31 protein-coding genes are annotated in these 21,916 nt (G+C 33.6%); 29 read left to right on the top strand and 2 right to left on the bottom strand.

Going from position 1 to position 21,916, the window contains the following annotated elements; translation table 11 throughout:
- The first annotated feature begins 69 nt into the window (after nt 1–69).
- Genes AACQ14_RS18150 through AACQ14_RS18140 form a run of 3 tightly spaced genes read left to right on the top strand, consistent with a single transcriptional unit; the run spans nt 70 to nt 1,642 of the window.
- Nucleotides 70–411, top strand: a complete 342-nt coding sequence (locus AACQ14_RS18150; protein ID WP_339365001.1) for a hypothetical protein — start codon at nt 70–72, stop codon at nt 409–411.
- Nucleotides 412–424: 13 nt separating this feature from the next.
- Nucleotides 425–1,360: a helix-turn-helix domain-containing protein gene (locus AACQ14_RS18145; protein ID WP_339365000.1), complete on the top strand. Its 936-nt coding sequence runs from the start codon at nt 425–427 to the stop codon at nt 1,358–1,360.
- A 3-nt stretch (nt 1,361–1,363) separates the two neighbouring features.
- Nucleotides 1,364–1,642 (top strand): hypothetical protein, encoded by a 279-nt coding sequence (locus AACQ14_RS18140; protein ID WP_339364999.1) that lies wholly within the window; start codon nt 1,364–1,366, stop codon nt 1,640–1,642.
- 5 nt (nt 1,643–1,647) lie between these two features.
- On the opposite strand, the gene AACQ14_RS18135 is transcribed toward AACQ14_RS18140, so the two are convergent.
- Nucleotides 1,648–1,890, bottom strand: a complete 243-nt coding sequence (locus AACQ14_RS18135) for a hypothetical protein (RefSeq protein WP_339364998.1) — start codon at nt 1,888–1,890, stop codon at nt 1,648–1,650.
- 119 nt (nt 1,891–2,009) lie between these two features.
- Between AACQ14_RS18135 and AACQ14_RS18130 the strand changes: the two genes are divergently transcribed.
- The 3 genes from AACQ14_RS18130 to AACQ14_RS18120 all read left to right on the top strand — a co-directional run bounded on the left by AACQ14_RS18130 (nt 2,010) and on the right by AACQ14_RS18120 (nt 3,645).
- Nucleotides 2,010–2,243 carry a hypothetical protein gene (locus AACQ14_RS18130; protein ID WP_339364997.1) on the top strand — a complete coding sequence of 78 codons (234 nt, stop codon included), beginning with the start codon at nt 2,010–2,012 and terminating at the stop codon, nt 2,241–2,243.
- Nucleotides 2,244–2,506: 263 nt separating this feature from the next.
- Nucleotides 2,507–3,166, top strand: coding sequence for a DUF2786 domain-containing protein (locus tag AACQ14_RS18125; protein WP_339364996.1), 660 nt, complete (start codon nt 2,507–2,509; stop codon nt 3,164–3,166).
- 44 nt (nt 3,167–3,210) lie between these two features.
- Nucleotides 3,211–3,645, top strand: coding sequence for an ASCH domain-containing protein (locus AACQ14_RS18120; RefSeq protein WP_339364995.1), 435 nt, complete (start codon nt 3,211–3,213; stop codon nt 3,643–3,645).
- 813 nt (nt 3,646–4,458) lie between these two features.
- Here AACQ14_RS18120 and AACQ14_RS18115 read toward each other — a convergent pair.
- A complete protein-coding gene (locus tag AACQ14_RS18115) occupies nt 4,459–4,701 on the bottom strand; it encodes a hypothetical protein (RefSeq protein ID WP_339364994.1) in 243 nt (80 codons plus the stop codon).
- Between the two features lie 141 nt (nt 4,702–4,842).
- Between AACQ14_RS18115 and AACQ14_RS18110 the strand changes: the two genes are divergently transcribed.
- The 23 genes from AACQ14_RS18110 to AACQ14_RS18000 all read left to right on the top strand — a co-directional run bounded on the left by AACQ14_RS18110 (nt 4,843) and on the right by AACQ14_RS18000 (nt 21,916).
- Complete coding sequence (locus AACQ14_RS18110; RefSeq protein WP_339364993.1) at nt 4,843–5,190, top strand: hypothetical protein; 348 nt, start codon at nt 4,843–4,845, stop codon at nt 5,188–5,190.
- Nucleotides 5,191–5,297: 107 nt separating this feature from the next.
- Nucleotides 5,298–5,762 carry a sigma-70 RNA polymerase sigma factor region 4 domain-containing protein gene (locus AACQ14_RS18105; protein ID WP_339364992.1) on the top strand — a complete coding sequence of 155 codons (465 nt, stop codon included), beginning with the start codon at nt 5,298–5,300 and terminating at the stop codon, nt 5,760–5,762.
- 194 nt (nt 5,763–5,956) lie between these two features.
- Complete coding sequence (locus tag AACQ14_RS18100) at nt 5,957–6,328, top strand: hypothetical protein (protein WP_339364991.1); 372 nt, start codon at nt 5,957–5,959, stop codon at nt 6,326–6,328.
- 37 nt (nt 6,329–6,365) lie between these two features.
- Nucleotides 6,366–6,920, top strand: a complete 555-nt coding sequence (locus AACQ14_RS18095) for a tyrosine-type recombinase/integrase (RefSeq protein ID WP_339364990.1) — start codon at nt 6,366–6,368, stop codon at nt 6,918–6,920.
- A gap of 356 nt (nt 6,921–7,276) precedes the next feature.
- Nucleotides 7,277–7,843, top strand: a complete 567-nt coding sequence (locus AACQ14_RS18090) for a DNA-packaging protein (RefSeq protein ID WP_339364989.1) — start codon at nt 7,277–7,279, stop codon at nt 7,841–7,843.
- Entirely contained in the window at nt 7,809–9,635 is a 1,827-nt protein-coding gene (locus AACQ14_RS18085; RefSeq protein WP_339364988.1) for a phage terminase large subunit family protein, read from the top strand. Before AACQ14_RS18090 ends, AACQ14_RS18085 begins: the two co-directional genes overlap by 35 nt.
- Complete coding sequence (locus AACQ14_RS18080) at nt 9,632–9,856, top strand: DUF6148 family protein (protein WP_339364987.1); 225 nt, start codon at nt 9,632–9,634, stop codon at nt 9,854–9,856. The genes AACQ14_RS18085 and AACQ14_RS18080 overlap by 4 nt, the downstream gene beginning before the upstream one ends.
- 9 nt (nt 9,857–9,865) lie before the next feature.
- Entirely contained in the window at nt 9,866–11,386 is a 1,521-nt protein-coding gene (locus tag AACQ14_RS18075; protein WP_339364986.1) for a phage portal protein, read from the top strand.
- On the top strand, nt 11,379–12,464 hold the full coding sequence (locus AACQ14_RS18070) for a head maturation protease, ClpP-related (RefSeq protein ID WP_339364985.1): 1,086 nt from the start codon (nt 11,379–11,381) through the stop codon (nt 12,462–12,464). The genes AACQ14_RS18075 and AACQ14_RS18070 overlap by 8 nt, the downstream gene beginning before the upstream one ends.
- The gene (locus AACQ14_RS18065; RefSeq protein ID WP_339364984.1) at nt 12,464–12,847 is read left to right on the top strand and encodes a head decoration protein; all 384 of its coding nucleotides are present in this window, start codon (nt 12,464–12,466) and stop codon (nt 12,845–12,847) included. Before AACQ14_RS18070 ends, AACQ14_RS18065 begins: the two co-directional genes overlap by 1 nt.
- 30 nt (nt 12,848–12,877) lie before the next feature.
- Entirely contained in the window at nt 12,878–13,897 is a 1,020-nt protein-coding gene (locus AACQ14_RS18060; RefSeq protein WP_339364983.1) for a major capsid protein, read from the top strand.
- Nucleotides 13,898–13,908: 11 nt separating this feature from the next.
- Nucleotides 13,909–14,073, top strand: coding sequence for a hypothetical protein (locus tag AACQ14_RS18055; protein ID WP_193774563.1), 165 nt, complete (start codon nt 13,909–13,911; stop codon nt 14,071–14,073).
- A 38-nt stretch (nt 14,074–14,111) separates the two neighbouring features.
- Entirely contained in the window at nt 14,112–14,429 is a 318-nt protein-coding gene (locus tag AACQ14_RS18050) for a hypothetical protein (protein ID WP_339364982.1), read from the top strand.
- On the top strand, nt 14,426–14,998 hold the full coding sequence (locus AACQ14_RS18045) for a phage tail protein (protein ID WP_339364981.1): 573 nt from the start codon (nt 14,426–14,428) through the stop codon (nt 14,996–14,998). The genes AACQ14_RS18050 and AACQ14_RS18045 overlap by 4 nt, the downstream gene beginning before the upstream one ends.
- Nucleotides 14,999–15,003: 5 nt before the next feature.
- The gene (locus tag AACQ14_RS18040) at nt 15,004–15,477 is read left to right on the top strand and encodes a hypothetical protein (protein ID WP_339364980.1); all 474 of its coding nucleotides are present in this window, start codon (nt 15,004–15,006) and stop codon (nt 15,475–15,477) included.
- A 19-nt stretch (nt 15,478–15,496) separates the two neighbouring features.
- Complete coding sequence (locus AACQ14_RS18035; protein ID WP_339364979.1) at nt 15,497–16,882, top strand: phage tail sheath family protein; 1,386 nt, start codon at nt 15,497–15,499, stop codon at nt 16,880–16,882.
- Nucleotides 16,883–16,898: 16 nt separating this feature from the next.
- Nucleotides 16,899–17,414, top strand: coding sequence for a phage major tail tube protein (locus AACQ14_RS18030; RefSeq protein WP_339364978.1), 516 nt, complete (start codon nt 16,899–16,901; stop codon nt 17,412–17,414).
- Nucleotides 17,415–17,439: 25 nt separating this feature from the next.
- Entirely contained in the window at nt 17,440–17,739 is a 300-nt protein-coding gene (locus AACQ14_RS18025) for a phage tail assembly protein (RefSeq protein WP_339364977.1), read from the top strand.
- Nucleotides 17,740–17,895: 156 nt separating this feature from the next.
- The gene (locus AACQ14_RS18020; RefSeq protein ID WP_339364976.1) at nt 17,896–20,181 is read left to right on the top strand and encodes a phage tail tape measure protein; all 2,286 of its coding nucleotides are present in this window, start codon (nt 17,896–17,898) and stop codon (nt 20,179–20,181) included.
- Entirely contained in the window at nt 20,174–20,377 is a 204-nt protein-coding gene (locus AACQ14_RS18015; RefSeq protein WP_339364975.1) for a tail protein X, read from the top strand. Before AACQ14_RS18020 ends, AACQ14_RS18015 begins: the two co-directional genes overlap by 8 nt.
- Nucleotides 20,377–21,306, top strand: a complete 930-nt coding sequence (locus AACQ14_RS18010) for a phage late control D family protein (protein ID WP_339364974.1) — start codon at nt 20,377–20,379, stop codon at nt 21,304–21,306. Before AACQ14_RS18015 ends, AACQ14_RS18010 begins: the two co-directional genes overlap by 1 nt.
- Entirely contained in the window at nt 21,306–21,527 is a 222-nt protein-coding gene (locus AACQ14_RS18005; protein ID WP_339364973.1) for a hypothetical protein, read from the top strand. Before AACQ14_RS18010 ends, AACQ14_RS18005 begins: the two co-directional genes overlap by 1 nt.
- On the top strand, nt 21,524–21,916 hold the full coding sequence (locus AACQ14_RS18000; RefSeq protein ID WP_339364972.1) for a phage tail protein: 393 nt from the start codon (nt 21,524–21,526) through the stop codon (nt 21,914–21,916). Before AACQ14_RS18005 ends, AACQ14_RS18000 begins: the two co-directional genes overlap by 4 nt.

Below are 21,916 nucleotides of genomic sequence, written 5' to 3'. Positions count from 1 at the left end.
TAACCAAGATACCCAGTGGGCGAATGTAAAAGGCTTCCAAGTAGTGGGATTAGTGAAGGCAGGAGTATTATGAGTAATAAGCTAAGGAAACTACTCACATTCAATGAGGACAACAAAGATATACTTGACCTGCTGAACAATAAATCTAATGCTTCACAGTACGTATGTGAAGCGGTTAGATTCTATGAACAATATAGAAATATGGCTGTAAGCATGACAAGAATAGAGGACAAACTAGATTTACTACTAAGTAAAGACAAGACTAATAGCAGCACTAATAATTCGGTACAAGCTGATGAAACAGTTAAGACTATTGCAGCTACTGGTACACTTAACAATAAACAGCAAGTTACACAAGTTCAGAAGATAGATAATGAACTAAAGAACTTAATCCTAAACGAAGAGGATTAGAGGGGGATTACACATGGAAAGAGATTTTAAAGGGATATGGATACCCAAAGATATATGGTTATCAAGTGATCTAACTATGCAGGAGAAAATATTTCTAGTTGAGATAGACTCATTAGATAATAATGGGGGATGCTATGCAAAGAATGAACACTTTGCTAAGTTCTTCAGTCTATCCAAGAATAGATGCTCAGAGATTATAAAATCCTTGGAAGCAAAGGGTTATATAACTATAGCATACATAAAAGATGGCAAACAGATTATTAAGAGAATAATCAAAGTAACCAACAAAGGATTTAATCGTGAATACAATAATGTACCCCTTCCAGATATCGAAGACCCCCCTCGAAATGTCGAAGACCCCCTTCGAGAAGTCGATAACCCCCCTTCGGAAAACTGTGAAGAGAGTAATACAAAATATAATAATACAAGTAATAATAATATATATACAAAAACAGATGAACCAGACGAAGTTCCAGAAAAGAAAAAGAACATCTATCAGGAGATTGTAGATAAGTATAACGAAACATGTACCTCTTTACCAAAGGTGTTGAAAATCACAGATAAGCGTAAAAAAGCTATTAAAAGATTCTATGAATCAAAGGTTGTAAATAAAGACATTGAAAGATTCTATAGAATATTTGAAATGGCAGAGCAAAGTGATTTTATATCAGGTAGAGATGGGATATGGTGTTCATGTAACTTTGATTGGTTAATCAAGAGCGATAATCCCATCAAGATACTAGAGGGTACATATGCCAATAGAGCAAAACCACAACCAAAGCAACAGCAGAAACCTGTCAGTGGTTTTATTAACTATGAGCAGACGGATGGTAAACAATACGAGATATTCCAACAAAAGCTAGACTTGAAGAATCTACTGGACTTAGGAAAAATAACTCAAGCTCAGTATCTCAATAAAATACAAGAACTTGAATCTCAAGGTGGTTAGAGCATGAAAGAAAATACCAAGATGTTACTAGAAAAAATGAAGAATGGTGAAGATGGTTCCAAGTATTTTCAGTACTGCGACCATACTCTCTATAACCTCAAAGAATCAGCAGAGGAAGCTAAATACATCAAAATCAGCGAAGAGTACAGAATCAGGATTAATAAGGCTGATAACATCAGAGATATAGCAATACTGGGGATTGAGTGTATTGCTAAAATGACAGGGGATAAAGTGTTTGAGAGAGAGAATATGAGGAAGTTAGTAGCTTTTAGTGATGAATAATAGGATTAAATATTAGATTTGTGATTATCATCGTCATCATGTGAATGTAGAGAATTCTTAAGCTCATTAATCTTAGAAATAATTAAATATGTACAGCAGATAACAATAGTACCTACTACAATTATTGCATGAAAGTCATCATCAATTGGATTATTTCCCATAGCAATATCTACTAATTGTGCTAGAAGGTCTAAACCAAAAAAAGAAAAGAAAGCAATAACTACTAAAAAAATGAATTTTTGTAACATAACAATACTACCTCCTACTAAGTTATAGTATAAATTATACATTAAAACCTAATAAGTGGGAAGGGAAATTATAAGAGTACATAGAGAAAATTGAAAGGAGTTCAAAAGGAGGGTGAGGATTGGAAGAAGAGAAAAGTATTGAAAATAGAATCCATGCTCTTGAAGTGCAAGTTCAAAAGCATGAAAAAAATGTAAGAAATCTAAAAGTAATTGTTTTTATATTGGTACTATCAACTACACTATTAAGTGTAAGAATTACCAAGACCAATTATACATTAATTAATTTTATGGAATCACAGCTTGAATTGGATGAATTACTCATTAGATTCAATAGACTTTTTGATATCATTTAATTTTGAAATTATTAGGTATGTACAACATATTATTACTGTACCCATTAAACAAATACCAACTAGGTCTGAGTCACCAGTAAAACCTAATATTGCAGATAAAAATGAAGTCGCATAAAGTAAACCAAAAAAAGATATAAAACCAATAAATATTAATATTAATATAATCATAAATAAACAGACCTTTCATTCATAATGATATTATTATATATCAAAATTCTTGGGAGGGAAAGGTTTGAGATTAATTTTATAAAGGAGGATTACTTATGCAAAATGAATTAGAATCAATTATAGAGAAAGTACAAAAATTACTTAGGTTAGCAGAGAGTCAAAACGAATTTGAGGCTCAATCAGCAGTCGCAAAAGCTAGATTACTAATGGCTAAACATAAATTATCAATGAATGATATACAAGAAAAAGAAGATAAAGTTGTTCAAGGTGAAACAGAAAAGATGCGATCACCATGGAAAAGGACTCTTGCTCATGTTATAGCTAAACATTTTAGATGTAAAACATATCTAAGGCATTCAAGTAATTGCTATAGAGTAATTTTTCTTGGGTTAGAGGAAGATGTTGAATTAACATCATTAATATATAAGCAAGTAGTCAATATTATCAATATATCCAGTAGAAGAAAAAGACTTGATAGAAAATCATATGCCATTGGGTTCATACAAGGACTTGATAAAAAATTACAAGAACAATCAATAAAAATGAAGAAGGAGAATGAAGAGGAATATGCACTTGTCGCAGTAATGCCAGTACCAGTTATCAAAAAATATAATGAGATTGAAAAAGGATTCTCAGGTAACTTCAAAGGTAAAGGAATTGACCAAGAGCAGATTGATTATAATTCTTATATAAATGGTAGAGAAGATGGATTAAATTACTCTAAAGACAAAGAATTAGATGAAAAAGCAATTTAAGCTTGTTAATAATAATTTGAAACAAAAAAGAAGTAGGTGAAGATATGCAATCAAAAGCTATAACAATAATTCAACCATGGGCTACACTAATAGCAGTGGCAGCTAAGAAAATTGAAACTCGTTCATGGAAAACTAATTATCGTGGTGAGATATACATACATGCAGGTAAAAAGCTTGATAGAGATTTTTGCTATCAGGATATATCAAAAAAAGTATTAAATATGAATGGATATAATACAGAGAATCTACCAACAGGAGTTATTATTGCAAAAGCTAATCTGGTGGATTGTGCAAAAGTGGTAGCAAGTAAAGAGGGAAGTGCAATACTAGAAGGTGACAGACAATATACAGTTGGAAACTATGAATTTTATTTTGGGAACTATGAAGTAGGTAGATATGGATGGATATTACAAGATATTGAATCAATCAATCCAATACCTGCTAAGGGACAATTAAGCATTTGGAATTTAGATATATAAGAAGTGATATTTGTAGGGATTTTTTGTTTAGGTAAGGAGTGAGTAAGATGAAAAATACCTAAAGGAAAGCCCTCTAAATAGGGTAGGTTATGATAGGAAACGCAATAAAAAAGCCCACATTATGTGGGAAGGAATATTTATAACTTTTGTCCAGTGATTAACGAATATATACCTATTCCAATAACAAATAAACTGGTAAGGAGGTATATAATAAATGCAACATTATCACCAACTAATTTTCTGAATCGTAAAGTTTTTCTACTATCCCAATAAAAGCTAGGTTTAGTTATTGAACAAAACAGAGAAAATAATCCGATTAATATTAATAGTTTGTATTGTAACATATATGGTATCCTTTCATTTGAAATAATGACTAATTATACTATAAATTTACAAAATAAGCAAAATAAAAGATAATACAATATATATATAAGCCAAAGAAATGAGATATATAGAATTATTGGTTACAATAGCTAAGGTTACAGTTTAGTTAGGATAAAAATATAATATCAAATAAATAATCAAATATTTATTTAATAACTTGATTATCATAGATATTACCTCATTAGTAAGTATAAATATTATAAATGGTTAATTACATTCATAATATTATGTTGTTGATTATAACATAAAATAGAAAAAAGGTAGATATGATGGAGAAGGATATGAAAACTTAATTATTATTGCAGATTTTGAGACAGGTGAAACATTATCATTATCAGAACAATGGTTTGAAGTAACAAAAAATTAGTGAAGATAGTAAGTTATATTATATAAAAAAGGGAGTTAATACTCCCCAAATACAGTTTAAACTTAATCAACATCTAATTCATCATCATCGTCATCATCGTTAATAAAAATATATACGAATTGATAACTTTGTCCTAATATTCCAGCTTGTTTAAATTGTTCTAGATCGTAATCCTGTTCTTCAAGTCTTCGGATAGTTCTAGCGATAGAATCTCCTGAAGTTATAATAGGAGCAGCATTAACAGGACTTTGATCTACTGAAATTACTTCGTTATGATCTGCAAGAATAACTTTAACACTTGCCAAAATTTACACCTTCTTTCATGTTTTTTTACAACACAGAATGCATGTCCATGTCTATAATGCATGTCCACGTTGTTACTATATAATATTCATAAAGCTTGTAAATGGTGAAAGAAAAGAAAGTGAAATATTAAGGAGCTGAATATGAAAAAAAGAATAATAAAAACCATAAGAATCATACTTAATGTATTTCTAGATAGAAAAGCTTATATTAAACTTGGTAAAGTTGGACTGTTAACATCAGATAAAGATAGAATGATTAAATATATAGATACATACTCTATTTACCTGCAAAGGAATGATACGGTATGGTATGTAACTGGATTGGATGCAGATGATACCAAAGAAGTTATTGACCACCTGACAAAGAGTATAAAAGAGAATGTAAAATCAATGAGATTACATGTTGGTATTCAATACATAGATATTCCAAGATGGGCGTATGAAAGCTTAAGAGATGAGATATATAGAATTATTGGTTACAATTATTAAGGTTAAGTTTAGTTAGGATAAAAATATAATAGTAAAAAGTCAGATTATCATATTAATAATTTATGGTAAAGCAGTGGGGTTTTTTGTTTAGGTAAGGAGTGAGTAAGATGAATAATAACATGCCAGAACAAATACTTAAGATAATCAATAATCTTAGAAATTATTATACTATCAAAGAAACAATAAAATTAGATGAGAAATACCTAAAAGAAAGTCCTCTGAATGGGGTAAGTTATGATGGAGTGAAAACTTCAGCAACTAATAAGATGTATTCTGTAACAGAGGATCTAGCCCAGAGAAGATTAGATAAAGAAAACAGGATAAGAGTATACCAAGATATTATCATGCAGATTGATGCAGCATTAACTATACTTAGTGATATTGAAAGACAGATTATTACTTATAGAGACATTGAACAATATACTTGGATGCAGGTAGAATATCATGTCAAGCTTAGTGAAAGCCAATGCAAACGAGTTAGGAAAAGAGCATTAGCTAAGATGCAGGAATACATCTATAATGAGAGATATGATTTTGATACAAAATCTACTCAATTATCGCTAGGATTATGATTCGTGACCTTTTTATGATTAGATTGTGGGACATACTTAAGCTCTTATAGAGCTATATTATAATATATAGATGATATAATAGTATTGTGTTAAATTATTACTTACACTCCTTACTGTAATAATTAATATATCTCCCTTTGAAACCTCAGGATAATATCTTGGGGTTTCTAAAATAGAATGAGAAGGTTGATAATATGAAAAAACTACAATTGACTCTCACTAACATAGATAACAGAGTAGAAGAGTTGAGACTAATAAAAAACAAGATGTTGGATTTACTTGATATAGAGATTGATAACATATATGATCTGATACTGCAAATGTACATTGAGATTCAGAGTGTGAAGTTGGTTGCAGAGTATATCAATGACAAAGGGTTTCGTATTGAAACAGAATTTGCTGATAAGGTTAGTACAAGGAAATACATATCAAATGATATCACAGAGATAATATTATCTAACACAGTAGAATGTAATGCTGAATTAAAGCAATATGCCAAGACGCTTTTTAATTATAACAAAGGCAGACAATATTTTTCAGATTTATTGAAATTAGCTTCTAAGTAGGAGCTTTTTTTATATGGTCATTTAGGTAGGTGGTGGTATGAACAGTGTTGAGCCAATAAGAGATTTATCTACATTAAAGGATATGCAGGATTATTTTAAGGTTAAGAATAAGCGTAATTATGTATTATTCAATGTAGGGATATATTCTCCTATGAGAATCTCGGATATATTAACTCTTAAGGTTAGAGATGTAAGAGGGAAATATATAAGACGTAGAGAGAAGAAGACTAACAAGGAGAATAAAGTCATCATTAATAATGAGTTGAGAAAGATACTTGATGATTATATAGAGGATATGAATGACTATGATTACTTATTCTTATCAAGACAAAGGAATAGATATGGTGTGTATTCTCATATAACAAGACAGCAAGTAGATAATATTCTTAAGGATGCAGCTAGAGAGTTCCATCTGGAAGCTATTGGATGTCATTCAATGAGAAAGACATTCGGATATCATTACTATCAAAGGACCAAAGACTTGGAGATATTAAGGAAGATATTTAATCATAGTAATACAGGTGTGACAGCTGCCTATATAGGAATAACTCAAAAAATGAAGGATAATGCTATAGAGACATTCAAGTATTAAGAAACGGAAATCATTTGCAAAAATCAGTTGAGCTTTACATATATAGACTGTGTCAAACTCGGTGTGAAGAATTAAGTGTATATATTAGTAGGAATTATAACGAATGAGTTTGACAGTTTTATACATATGTAAAACTTAACTTAATACATATAACTATAATGTATTGTTGTATTGAATCAATATGTATATCATATCCATGACTAGAGAAGGGAATACTTCATCTAATATAGATTGTTGATTTGATATAAAAAGGTACTTCCAATTGATTTCCAAAAATGCGGGTGCTCATGACCCCAGTTCTTGAGCAGTTACAAAAAATTTTTAGAGGGTTAATCCGTTTCCTAAGGGGTGAAATAATGAATCAGAAGACTAATGAAGTAGATGGAATCACAGTTTCAAGTGCTGTATTACAGAGCATATTGGGGCTTACAGATAGAAGAGTGAGACAGTTAGCACAAGAGGGAACTATAGTCAGGGTGTCTCGTGGTAAGTATTCGTTGGTGAGTAGTGTCCAGAACTATGTTACATACATCAAGACAACAAAGGAGACAGCAGAAACACCAAAGAAACTTGATTATGAAGATGAAAGAGCCTTGCATGAGCGTATAAAAAGAGAAAAGTCAGAGTTGACATTGAAGCTTATGAAAGGTGAGCTGCATAAGACAGAAGATGTTGAGAGAGTCATGAATGATATGCTTACCAATTTTCGTAGTAAGGTATTATCAATCCCATCAAAAGTAGCACCAAGACTTATATATAAAGATGATGTAAATAATATTCAAGACACTATTGAAATTGAAGTAGTGGAAGCTCTTCAGGAGTTAAGTGAGTATGATCCTTCATTATTTTATTCAGATGAATATGTAGATGTAGAAGATGGTGAAGAAATTGAAGAAACCAATAGTACAAAAAAAGACAGTTAAACTGTTCAGAGATATTGTCAAGATATTATCTCCACCACCTAAGCTTACTGTTAGTGAGTGGGCTGACAAATATAGAAAACTGTCAGCAGAGAGTTCAGCTGAAGCAGGACAATGGAATACTGATAGAGCACCATATCAGAGAGAGATATTAGATGCTATCAATAATAAAGAAACAGAGACAATTATTATTGAATCATCAGCACAAGTAGGTAAGACAGAGATAATCAATAACATCATTGGTTATCACATTGACTATGATCCTGCGCCTATTATGGTTTTACTCCCAACTGTTGACCTAGCTAAGAGTTATTCTAAGAAACGACTAGCACTTATGATTAGAGATACACCAGTTCTTAATGACAAAGTGGCTGATGCCAAGTCAAGGGATGGAGATAATACAGTTCTTGAAAAAGGTTTCCCCGGTGGATATGTAGTTTTGGTTGGTGCTAATTCACCTGCTAGTCTTTCATCAAGACCTATAAGAATATTGTTGGCAGATGAGGTTGACAGATATCCATTAAGTGCAGGAGATGAAGGAGACCCTTTATCACTGGCAGAGAAGAGAACAAAAACATTCTTCAATAAGAAAAAAGTCTATGTATCAACTCCAACTGATGAAGATACATCAAGAATACACAAAGAGTATCTGAAGAGTACCAAGGAAGAATGGTGTTTACCTTGTCCATATTGTGGAAGATATCAACCTTTGAAGTGGGGACAGATCAAGTTTGAAGATGTGACAATGGAATGTGCTTATTGTCATGAAAGAGCCACAGAATATGACTGGAAGAATCAAAAGGGAAAATGGATATCAGAGAATCCAAGTGCATCAATTGAGAAAAGAGGTTTTCATCTTAACGCTCTAGCTTCTCCTTGGGAACATTGGGAAACAATCATAAAAGAGTTCAAGGATGCTAAGAAAAAAGGTAAGGATGTTCTAAAGACATGGATTAATACTTATCTTGGGGAGCCTTGGGCAGACCAAGATGGTGAGATGGCTAATGAGGAAGAACTCTTAAAAAGAAGAGAAGCCTATAATTGTCAAGTTCCAAAAGATGTTTTAGTTCTAACAGCTGGTGTTGATGTGCAGGATGATAGACTAGAAGTTGAAGTTGTTGGATGGGGCATTGGTAAGGAAAGTTGGGGTATCAGATATGCAGTGTATAGAGGTGACCCAGGTCAACAAGTAGTATGGGAACAGGTAGAACAATTACTTGATAGCGAGTTTTGCTATGCATCAGGTGAGAGATTAATGATATCAGCTACTTGTCTTGATACAGGAGGTCACTATACCAATGAAACTTATAAGTTCTGTAAGGCAAGGGAACATAAAAGGATATATGCAATAAAGGGTAAAGGTGGTAGTGGAATACCATTTATACATAGAAGTTCTAGAAACAACGAAGAAAAGGTGCTTTTAACTATTCTTGGGGTAGATACAGGAAAAGAAACACTTCTAAGCAGGTTAAAAGTGAAGTTCGAGGGTGAGCCTGGTTATTGTCATTTTCCTATAGAGAAGGGAAAAGGCTATGATGAGGCTTATTTTAAAGCCTTGACTAGTGAAAGAAAGGTAAAAAAGTGGGTTAAGGGTAAGCTAAAAATAGAATGGAAGAAAAAAAGAACTCGTAATGAAGCCTTAGACCTTCGTAATTATGCTACAGCAGCACTGGAGATACTTAATCCTAATTTTGAAAAGCTTAAGGAACTTAATAAGAATGGCAATATCTATAGACAGAAAGCCAAGAAGAAAAAACGTAAAAGAAAAGTTGTATCGAAAGGAGTTTCAGTATGACAGATTTAGAAGTAGCAAAAGAACATCTGGAAGCTTGGTTAATGGCAGATTTGGCAGTATCCAAGAATCAATCATATCAGATGGGAAGCAAGAGATATACAAGAGCAGATGCAGGACTTATTGCAGAACGTATCAAGTATTGGAAGAAAGAAGTTACAAGACTATCTAGTAAGAGAAAATCTCGTATAAAGATTAGATCAGTTATTCCTAGAGACCTGTGAGGTGGTTAGATGAGTGTACTTGATAGATTTATTGCTAATATTTCTCCCAGTACTGCACTTAAGAGAAAATTGGCAAGGAAGAGACTAGAATTTCTTAATACTGGTTATAGTCATTATGGAGCCAGTAAGAAGAAAAAGAGTATGAAAGGTTGGAAAGCTGATGGAGGTTCGACAAAAGAAGATATTGACGATAATCTCCAACTATTGCATGAGAGGTCAAGAGACTTATATATGGGAGTTCCACTTGCTACTGGTGCATTGAAAACCATTAGAACCAATACTGTAGGCAGTGGACTAAGATTGAAAGCACAGATTGATGGAACTTTTCTCAACATGAGTGAGACAGAGGCTGATAAATGGGAGGAACTTGTTCAACGAGAATTTTCTCTATGGGCTGATACACCACATTGTGATGCTATGAGGTTCAATAATTTTTATCAGCTACAGCAGTTATCATTTTTATCTTATCTTATGTCAGGTGAATGTTTTGTATTATTGCCTTACATAGAGAGACCCAATATACCTTATGACCTAAGAGTACAATTACTTGAAGCAGATAGAGTATGTACTCCTAATGGAAAAGAAAGAGACAAGAGCATAATAAACGGTGTGCAAGTAGGTGATTATGGAGAGATAATCGCCTATTATATTGCAAAACAACATCCATTAAGCAGTGATAAAGGTAAGATGGAATGGTTCAAGGTAGATGCATATGGGAAAGAAACAGGGTGTCCCAACATACTTCATCTAGCAGAATTCGAAAGACCAGAACAGCGTAGAGGGGTTCCCATATTGGCACCAGTCATTGAAAGTCTGAAACAACTTGGTAGATATACTGATGCTGAATTAATAGCAGCTGTGGTTTCAGGAATGTTTACTGTGTTCATTACTTCGGAGTATTCAGAGGATGAAGACTTGTATAATGAAAATGTTGAAGAGGATGAACTAGTTGACAAGGGAAATGATCTTACCCAAGAGATAGGACCAGGTGCTATGATAACACTGGGAGAAGGGGAGAGTATGACATATGCTAACCCTGCTAGACCTAATTCAGCTTTTGATGGTTTTGTAACTTCTATATGCAGACAGATAGGTGCAGCTCTTGAACTGCCTTATGAAATGTTAGTCAAACATTTCACTGCATCCTATTCAGCAAGTAGGGGAGCATTATTAGAAGCTTGGAAGATGTTCAAGATGAAAAGGACATTTGTTGCTTCTAAGTTCTGTCAGCCTATCTATGAAGAGTTTCTTGCTGAGGGGATTGCAAAAGGAAGGATATATGCTCCTGGTTTCTTTGAAGATCCTCTTGTTAGAAAAGCATATTGTGGAGCTGAATGGAATGGACCTTCTCAAGGACAGCTTGACCCATTGAAAGAGGTTAAGGCAGCTAGTGAAAGAGTCAATAATGGATTCAGTTCAAGAAGTAGAGAGACAACAGAACTTACTGGGGGTGATTTTGGCAGGATTGTAAGACAAAGAAAAAGTGAAGAGAAACTTATGAGAGAGATAGGAGGTAATGAAGATGCCTAAGGCTAAGAAATTTTGGCAGTTTCAGAACATTTCATCTACCAAAGGGAAGTTATTGCTATATGGCAATATAGCAACTTATTCTTGGTGGGGTGATGAAGTAACACCAAAACAATTCCAAGAAGACTTGGATTCACTTGGAGATGTTAGTGAGATAGATGTTCATATTAATAGTCCTGGTGGAGATGTTTTTGCAGCACAAGCTATAAAATCAAAACTACTCCAACATAAAGCTAAGGTCACTACTATAGTTGATGGTTGGGCTGCATCAGCAGGAACTATTGTATTGATGGCAGGTGACAATATTCAAGTTTTACCCGGTTCCATGGTTATGGCTCATGATCCTTCAATGGGGTTGATGGGATATTATCAAGTGCAGGATTTAGATGCTGTAAGAAATGCACTAATTAAGGTAAAGGATTCAATCATAGAGACCTATCAAGCTAAGACTGGAAAAGACAAGGAAGAACTAATTAATCTTATGAGTTCGGAAACTTGGATGACAGCTACAGAAGCAGTTGATAATGGGTTTGCAGATGAAGTTATTCATAGTGGTAAGCTTGATATAGTTGAGAATAATAATGGTGTTATTGTAAATGGTATCAATTTTGATATGAAAAGATTTAAAAATGCATCTCTACCAGATGTATTTCTAAATACAGCAGCAGGAGGACAGCAAGTTAATAACAAAGATGATGATAATAATGAAGAGGATGGTGAAGAAATAGTGAACAAAGATGAGTTAAAGAACAAGTATCCGGATATCTATAATGAAGTCCTAGAAGAGGGTAAAAACGCCGAGAGACAGCGTATGAAAAAGATTGATGATATCGCATTACCTGGTATGGATGATCTCATCAATAATGCTAAGTATGATGAACCTATCACAGCTGAACAAGTTGCAGTTAAGATTATTGATGAACAAAAGAAAAAAGTTGAAGCATATTTGAATCAAAGAAAGCAGGAAGTTCCAAAAGACAATAAGGAAGTAGAACATGAAGAGGAAAATAAGAAAGAAGATGAAGAAGCAGCTAATGATATAGCTGATTTCATCAATAAAAAGAGGGGAGTGATTAAGTAATGATTAACCTACATAATACTATTGGTGAGTTCGTTCCAGATAAGCTTATAGCAGATACACAGATACCTATTCGCCTTGAAGGTATAGTCCTTGAAAAGGGTAAAGGCATATTAAGAAGAGGTACATTTCTTGGCAGAAAAGAAAGTGATGGACTATATAAGATTGTTAATAAAGCGAGTTCAGATGGCTCACAGAAACCAATATGCGTTTTAACAGATGATGTTGATACAGGAGATGATTCAGCTGTAAAAGATGTTAGGACTACAGCTTATTTCTCTGGTGTATTTAATCAGAATGCATTAATAATTGAAGGTGATGGAAAACCAGTTGATTTCAAAGATGAGTTAAGGGATAGAAGTATCTACTTAGAGAATGCAAAGTAAAATAATAAAAAATTATAGGAGGTTGATATCATGCCTGATATTTATTCAACTAAGACAATGTTAAGTTCAATCAATCAGATGCTACCAGTATACACATTTTTTAGGGATACTTTTTTCCCTAATACGGTTACTTCACCAACTGAAGAGGTTGAAGTTGACTACAAAAAAGGTAAAAGGAAGATGGCTCCATTCGTAGCACCAAGAAGAGGTGGAGTAGTTGTTACTAGAGATGGTTTTACTACTAAGAATTATAAAGTACCTAAGATAGCACCTGTAAGGATTATGACCCCTGATGATTTATCAAAGAGAGGTATGGGAGAGAATCCATACAATGCAAAAGACCCAGAAGATAGAGCCAAGGAATTGTTGGCTACTGACATGATAGAGCTTGATGATATGATTACACGTCGTGAAGAGTGGATGTGTAGAGAAGTCATGCTTAATGGTAAAGTGCTTATGGAAGGAGAAGGATTCGAACAGCAAGTTGACTATAAATTCACTAATAGAATAACTCTTACTGGTGATGCAAAATGGACTAATGAATCATCTGATCCACTAGCTGACCTTAAGGATGAGAGAAAAAGAATCATTAAGAAATGTGGAAAAGCACCTAATATATTGGTCTTTTCCAGTGATGCTATTGATATATTCGTTAATCATCCAAAAGTAAAAGATAAACTTGATAATCGCAGGATGAATTATGGTAATATCGAGCCAACTATCAAGAATGATGCAATTACGTTCTATGGTAAGCTTCCAGAGTTGGGAGTTGAAATATATTCATATGATGAATGGTTTCTTGATGATGATGATAACGAAGTTCCTATGATGCCAGAGAAAACAGTTATCTTTGCATCAAAAGGTCAACATAAAAGACTATATGGTGCTGTTCGCCAGATAGAGAATAAGGAATTTGTAGTTATTGAAGGTGAACGTGTTCCAAAATCTTGGGTAGATGATGAAAACGAAGTTAGAAAAGTACGTATTACATCAAAACCATTACCTTGTCCAGATGATGTTGATAGTTGGTCAGTAATTAAAATTGCATAGGAGGTTATTGTATGTATATAGCTAAGACAAAGATAAGAACCATAAATAAAGATGGTGAAAGAATTCTTTTTGATGTTGGTGATGAGGTAGAAGGTATCACCAAGAAGCAAGCAAAGGAACTTATTGGAGATGGTGCATTGGAGGAAGTCAAGACAGAGCAAGAAAAAGCTAAATGAAGGTATTATTTTCATAAGCAGAGAATGGGGGCATATTAATGAATGCAAAAGATTTATTTGAATCTGATCTAGATCTAATCTTCAACATAGATGAGTTTGGAGAAGAGCATGAGATTAATGGTAAAACCTATATAATTCTTATTGATGATGAATTACTCCAAGAGAGAAAAACATCTGGTGTATATAACGAAGGACTTTATGATAGTGAGGTTCTTTTTTTTATTAGGAAGAATCAACTATCTTATATACCAGAGGTAGAGGAACATATCTTGTTTGATAAGAAAAGATATAGAGTTGGTAGTGTGAATAGTGATGGTGGAGTGTTGGAGATATCCTTGGGAGCTGTACAGTCATGATTAATATTGTCAATGCAACATTGAGTAATAGACAGATTAAGAAGGCAACTAAAAAACTTGCAACAGTTAAAGATGGAACTCCAAAGGCTATCAACGCTGCTATTAATGCAACGATTAAACCTATGAAAGATACTTCAAAAAAGTTAATTAAAGATAACTATGAAATTAAAGCATCAAAACCTATAACTAAAACAATGTTCACACGTAAATCTACAGTTCATACGTTGACAGCTAGATTGGATTCAAAAGGAAGCCCACTACCATTAATAAAATTTAGTGTTAGTCCTAAAAAAGTACCTAAGAGGAAGCCTAGAATATTAAAAGCAGCAGTATTAAAAGGTGGTGCTAAGAAAGGAATTCCTAATACTTTTACAGCAAAGATGGCTAATGGACATATTGGAGTATTTGAGAGAACTTCTGATGGCAGATTACCTATTCAAGAAAAATATGGACCATCTGTTCCTTCTATGATGAAATCAGATGATGTTAAAGAAAATATTGAGGTAGTAGCTAACAAAGTACTCAAACAGAATCTAAAGGTACAGATTAAAAAGTTAACGAAAGGATAATTGTTATGACACCTTTACTATTAGTAAAAGCAGTTATAAAGTTTCTGACACCAATCTTGAATGATATCACTATCAAAGTTGATGAAGGAGAAGTTACTCCAAGGATACATGAAGGATGGGTTTCACCTAAAACCAAGTCCAATAGGGATGAAGAGTATCCTCATGTTGCTGTAAGGCTTAAAAATGGTACTGATACCAAGAATGAATCAACAGTTAATATAATCATTTATTTTGGATCATATTCTTATGGAACATTAAAAGATGACAAGTTAGTTGAAGATTACAGTGGATATAAGGATATAGCCAACATGATTGAAAGAGTCAGACAAGAGTTACTTAAGACTTCATTCTTAGGACCATATATCCTAGAGGATAATGTAACTTGGGAGATACCTGAAGAACAGCCTTATCCCTATTGGACAGGTAATATAAGAACTACATGGAAGATTAGACAGATACAAAAAGATATAGATATTTAAACGAAAGGAGAGGATTAAGATGTATAAACATGGTGTTTATATAGAAGAGGTTTCAACTAATCTGAGAAGCCCACAAAAAAGTGCTACGATACCTATTGTTTTTGGTACAGCACCTTCATATTTAACTGAGTATGATACTAGTAAACCTATTCTATGTAATAGCTTTGATGAAGCAGTCAGAAAGGTCGGCTATAGTGATGATTGGGAAACATTCACTTTATGTGAATTCATGAAATGCCATTATCACCTATATGCCTTAACACCTGTAATATTCATTAACATACTAGATATCAAAAAACATAAAGCAAGTAAAACATCTAATGTAAGTCTTATTAATAAAAAGGCTGCCATTGAAGAAAATGTAATAAAAGAAAGCCTTGCTATAACTGGTGGTGAGTATACACTTGGTACTGATTATCTACTGAATTATAACACAAGTGGTTATCTAGAGATTGTAATACCAGAGGAAAGTAAGATTGAGGATAACACCATAGATATTACATATGACATAGTGGATAGAAGTAAATTGACTGTAGATGAGATTGCTGCAAGTATTAAGCGGATTAATACAGTATTTCCACAGTGTTCAGTTATTCCAAGTCTTATGTTAGCACCAGGATTAAGTCATATGCCACCAGTAGCTCAGGCAATGATGGATAATTCACATAGGATTAACGGTTTATTCAATGCGGTCATCATTACTGATGTACCTGATACAGTTAATAACTATACAGATGTAGGTGAGTGGAAAAAGACAAATGGTTTTACTGGAAGCAACCAAATCGTTTGTTGGCCACAAGTAAAATATAGAGAAAATACATATCATTTATCTACTCATATAGCTAGTTTATTGTGTTCTCTAGATATTGAAAGTGATAATGTTCCAATATTATCTCCATCCAATAAGTCATTGTGTATTGATTCAGCTGTTACCAGTGAAGGAGAGGTGAATCTAGGTTTACCGGAGGCTAATATTCTTAATAGTTCTGGAATAGTAACAGCTATTAATTTTATTGGTGGCTGGAAATGTTGGGGTAATAGACCAGGAGCTTATTCACAGAACTTGAGTATAGACCCTAAGGATGCTTTTATTACTGAAAAAAGGATGACGTATTGGTTAGGTACTACATTGACTAAGATGTTCTGGGGCAATATTGATGAACCAGGTAATAAGAGACTGATTGATACAGTACTTGATAATGCTAACCTATGGCTCAATAGCCTAAAAGCTTCTGGATATATATTAGGAGGTAGGGTTGAGTTTCGTGCTGAAGAGAATTCTTATGATGATCTAATGGATGGTAACTTCAAGTTTCATGTATATAAAGCATCTGCAACCCCAGCTCGTAATATTGATTTTATTGTTGAGTATTCAACAGAGTTTGCAAAGGAATTATTCACTTAGGAGGTGGTTTTAAGTTATGAAGATGCCTGATAAGGTATTAACCTACAGAATATATAATAATGGTAAAGAATTGATTGGTACTGCAAGTGTTCAGATGCCATCTATAGAATACTTGACTGAAACAGCAAAAGGAGCAGGAATAATGGGAGAGGTCGACTCTCCTGCAATAGGTCAAGTAGGAAGTTTAACATTGGCACTCAATTTTAAAACAGTTGAAAAGGGTGCTATTAATTTGCTCAAACCTAAGGCACATGCATTAGAACTAAGAGCAGCACAACAAGTATTTGATTCGAGTATTGGTTCTTATAAGATGCAGCCAGTCAAGATTGTCACTAGAGCGGTACCTAAGAAAGTTGACCTTGGTAAGTTGGAAGTGGCTGCTATGACAGATAGTGCCTTAGAGTTGGAAGTAACCTATCTTAAAATATACATAGACGGTGAGAGAATACTGGAGATTGATAAATTCAACTATGTATTTTTTATCAATGGTACAGATTATGGAGAAGAAATTCAAAAGGCATTAGGATTATAGATATTAATCTAGGAGGTAAAAGAAAATGGAAGAAAAATTCGTATTGAAGAAACCTATAAAATTTGAAGATATTGATTATAAAGAGTTAAAAGTGGATTTTGATAAACTGACAGGGCAAGATATCATTGCAGCTGAGAAGGAAGCACAATCACTTAACAATGCACTTATGATGATGGAGACTTCTAAGATCTATCAAGCCATAATATTTGCAAAAGCATCAGGTATAAGTGTTGATGCTGTCATGAAATTCTATGCAAAAGATTTTACGAGAGCGACGGTCAAAGCACAGACTTTTTTAATGGAAGACTTGGAAGAAGAGGAATAAAATCTACTTCCAAATTTTTAAGGAAGAAAGCTCTAGAAATGTCCTATTATTCTTCAGGAACGTTGAGTGTTGAGTTCATCATGAATACTCCACTTGAAGATTGGAATGATTGGGATGACTGCATTATAGAGCTTATGAAAGAAATGAGGGAATAATATGTCTACAACGTTTAAGGTTGGATTTATTCTCGGTGCTGAATTAGGTAGTAAGTTTAATAAAAATTTTACTCATGCCTCTAAGAGTGTGACTAAACTTAATAAGAATATAAGTAAATCTAGTTCTCTAATGAAGAACAATAATAAAATGATTAGAGGTGCTTGTTCAGGAATAGTCAAAAGTCTTGGAGGTCTAGGAGCTGCATTTGCAGGTATAAAGGGATTGACAGGAACAATTAAGAAATCTAGAGAGTTCAAGGATGAGATGGAGGATGTTGCTACTCTATTAGATGGTAATGTTGATAAAAAGATTAATAATATGTCAAAGGATGTTAAGAAACTAGCTGTTAATCTTGGAGTTTCAACCAATCTATTGACTAAGGGAGCATACCAGACAGTATCGGCATTTGGTGACCAAGCTGATTCAATGGAAAGATTGAAAGTTGCTTCAAAAGGTGCTATAGCAGGAAACGCAGAGGTCAAGGATTCAATCAATCTTTTATCAGGAATAACAAAAGGTTATGGAGATACTAGTTTGAAAGCAATGGAAAAGGCTTCTGACCTAGCTTTTATGACAGTTAAGTTAGGTCAGACAGAGTTCCCTGAGTTAGCTTCTAACATGGGTAAAGTTGTTCCACTGGCAGGTACATTGAAAGTAAAACAGGAAGAGTTATTTGGTGCTATGGCTACATTAACTGGTGTTACTGGTAATACAGCTGAGGTATCTACTCAATTAAAATCTACTTTTCAAGCATTCTTAAAACCGTCAGCAGATATGGAAAAAGCTATCAAGAGTCTAGGTTATAAGAACGCAGCTACTGCAATGCAGACAGAAGGATTGGGGACAATATTAGGTAAATTAAAAGATCATGTTAATGGTAATGAAGTTGCTTTTGCTAATCTTTTTGGAAGTGTTGAAGCCAAGAATGCTGTTCTAGCTTTGACAGGAGCACAGGCAGAGAATTTTACGCAGAAAACCTTAGCAATGAATAAAGCAGCAGGAGCAACAGAAAAAGCCTTCTTAATCAAAAAAGACCCAATAGACAGGTTGAAACAATTAGGTAATGTTGCAATGATTTCCATAGGTGAGAAGTTGTTACCAGTTATTGAAAAGGCAGCCGACTACATTGTGAACTTTTCTAGTAAGTCAGGACCATACATAAAGAAAGTTGGACAGTACATTAACACATTCAAAAATGTAGCTGTAAAAGCTTTTAATAAAACTAAGCAGATTGTAATGCCTATCATCAATGTTTTTAAGAAGGAGTTCAAAGAGACTTTTGAGCGTAGATTACAATTAGGAAAAAATATGATTGCTTCTATGGCAGGTATTTTCAATAAGATTAGACCTCATATCCAAGTATTCATAAATAATTTTGTTGAAGCAGGTAAAAAGATTATCCCAGTAGTAGGTAAGATGGTTAGAAGCATTGATAATTGTTTTCAGAAGATATATCCCATATTTATGAAGATAATCGGCTATTTAGTTGAGAATCTACTACCCATATTCAATAAAGTATTTGGTTTCATAGCTAAGAGTATTATTCCACAAGTCATCAATGTTTTTTCTTATCTAGCGAATAAGGCAGGAGCTGTATTTGGCAAGATAGGTCAATTAGTCATAGCATTAAAACCTGTGTTTGATGCTTTCTTGGCAGTAGTAAAATTCGTGATGCCAGCTGTAGGATTTCTTGTTACTAATGTTATTGGTGGTATTAAATCTGTTATAGGAGGACTATTAACAACATTTGGTGGTATCATTGATTTTATTACAGGAGTATTCACAGGTAATTGGTCGAAAGCCTGGGGTGGAATAAAAGATATCTTCGGAGGTATATTTGAATCTCTAGGAGGACTTGTCAAGACTCCACTTAATGTAGTTATATCCATCATTAACGGTGCCATTAATGGTATTAATAAGATTGGGTTCAAGATTCCTGATTGGGTACCTTTTATTGGAGGTAAGGATTTCAAGGTTAATATTCCTAAGTTACCTTTACTAGCGAGAGGTGGTTTTACCAATGGTCCATCTATTGCAGGTGAAGCAGGTACAGAGTCGGTTATACCTATTAAGAAGAATAATCCTCGTTCAATTATGTTGTGGAAACAAACAGGTGAGAAACTTGGGTTGCTAAATCAAAAGAATGGTAACACTTATGTATTTGCTCCTAAGGTACAAGGAAATACAAGTCAAGAGGTTAGAAAAGAGATGCTAACTCTTTATGAGAAATTCAAAGAAATGATAGAACGATATGAGGATGACAAAGGACGTGAATCTTATGCATAATTATATTACTATCCAAGGTGATACTTGGGACATGATTTCTTATAAAGTATATGGTGATGAGAAATACATGGATATATTAATGGACGCTAATCCGTTGTATATCCATGTAGTTGTTTTTTCAGCTAACATAGAATTAATAGTTCCTACGTTACCAGAGGATAAAATAAGTCAGTTGCCCCCTTGGAAGGTGAGCTAATGTATAAGGTTCTTATTGATAATTATGATATAACTAAATACTTGAGTGGCAGTCTTAAGTCAATAGTCTATACAGAACATGCTACAGGGAAAGCTGACAGTATAGAAGTTACTTTTGAGAATAATACTGGCATCTGGAACTTGGATTGGCAGCCGGATAAAGGTCAAGAGATAAAAGTTATCCTTGATAAGGTTAGTTGTGGAACTATGTTTATAGATGAAATAGAGGTTGATGGACCACCTGATGAGATAACTATAAAAGGTGTATCTATTCCACTGGATGCAAAAGAGTTAAGAACCAACACATGGCAGAATACTAGATTGTCTCAGATAGCTGAGGATATTAGTAGTAGATATGGTTTTAAAATAATCATGGATTGTTATGATTATGGTTATAAAATGTGTCAGCAAGTGGATAAGACTGATTTTGATTATCTAAATGAGTTATGCTACAAGGAAGGTATTGGATTGAAATTAGCTGATAAACAGATTGTTATGTATGATAAATCAAGGTATTGGTCAAAGAATGTGATTCGTACCATTAATAAATCAGATGTATATAGATATAATCTGAAAAGTTGTTCTGATAAAGTTAATTATATTGGATGTAACATTAAAGATGTCATAGGTAATATCAAGTATAGTTATAAGAAAGCTGATGAGGGAGCTATGTTGAATGTTGTTAGAGATATAGAATCTCTTGCAGAGGCAGAACGCTACTCAAAACACTTTTTAGCAGCTATTAATGGTAATGAAACTAGAGGGTATGTAAGATTAGGTTATGACATCAAGTTATGTGCTGCTCTTAACATAGGATTAAGTGATTTCTATAGTTTTAATGGTAAGTACACGATTGCATCAGCGGTTCATCACTATGGAAAGGAACCATATACAAAATTGCAAGTAAGAGGTATTAAGGGAGTGATCTAGTGGAGTTAGTAACTGGTAAGGTGCAAAATATAGACAGAGTTAATTATAGGGTTCAGGTTATCATCAATAGTAATCGTATTACAGATTATCTACCTCTTGTTTTTCAGTACAAAGACTGTATGAAAGATAATATGCTAGTTGACATTGGAGATGATGTTGTTTGTATAATGGTTGGTAGTAAAGGCTTCTGTATAGGAACTTTCAAGGGGTGGGATAATTGATTGGAACATTTGGTAAAGTAGTTTTTAGTGTTTCATCAGATCATGTGAAGACTTTTGATGAATTTGAGAAGAGTGGTTCTGCTGTATGGGATAGCCAAGAAGTGATAGGTGGCAAACCAAAGCAAAAGTTCAAAGGTACTGAGTTAGAGACAATCAGTTTTTCCATGTTTTTGGATATCTTCAAAGGAGTTAAGCCAAGAGAAAATATTGAACTGCTTAATGAGATGAGAGATAAAGGAAAGACAGAGTTTCTAATCATTGGTGGTAAACGTATAGGAAAACATAAATGGTACATAAGTTCAATGAGTGAGAGTTGGACTAATATTGATAATAAGGGAAGATTACTACAAGCTAAGGTTAGTGTGACCCTTAAGGAATTTGTTAGGTGA

The sequence above is a fragment of the Vallitalea maricola genome, assembly GCF_036985595.1.
Classification (GTDB): Bacteria; Bacillota; Clostridia; order Lachnospirales; family Vallitaleaceae; genus Vallitalea; species Vallitalea maricola.
Note: the sequence above shows the minus strand (reverse complement) of the source record. Positions and strands in the feature narration are given on the sequence as shown.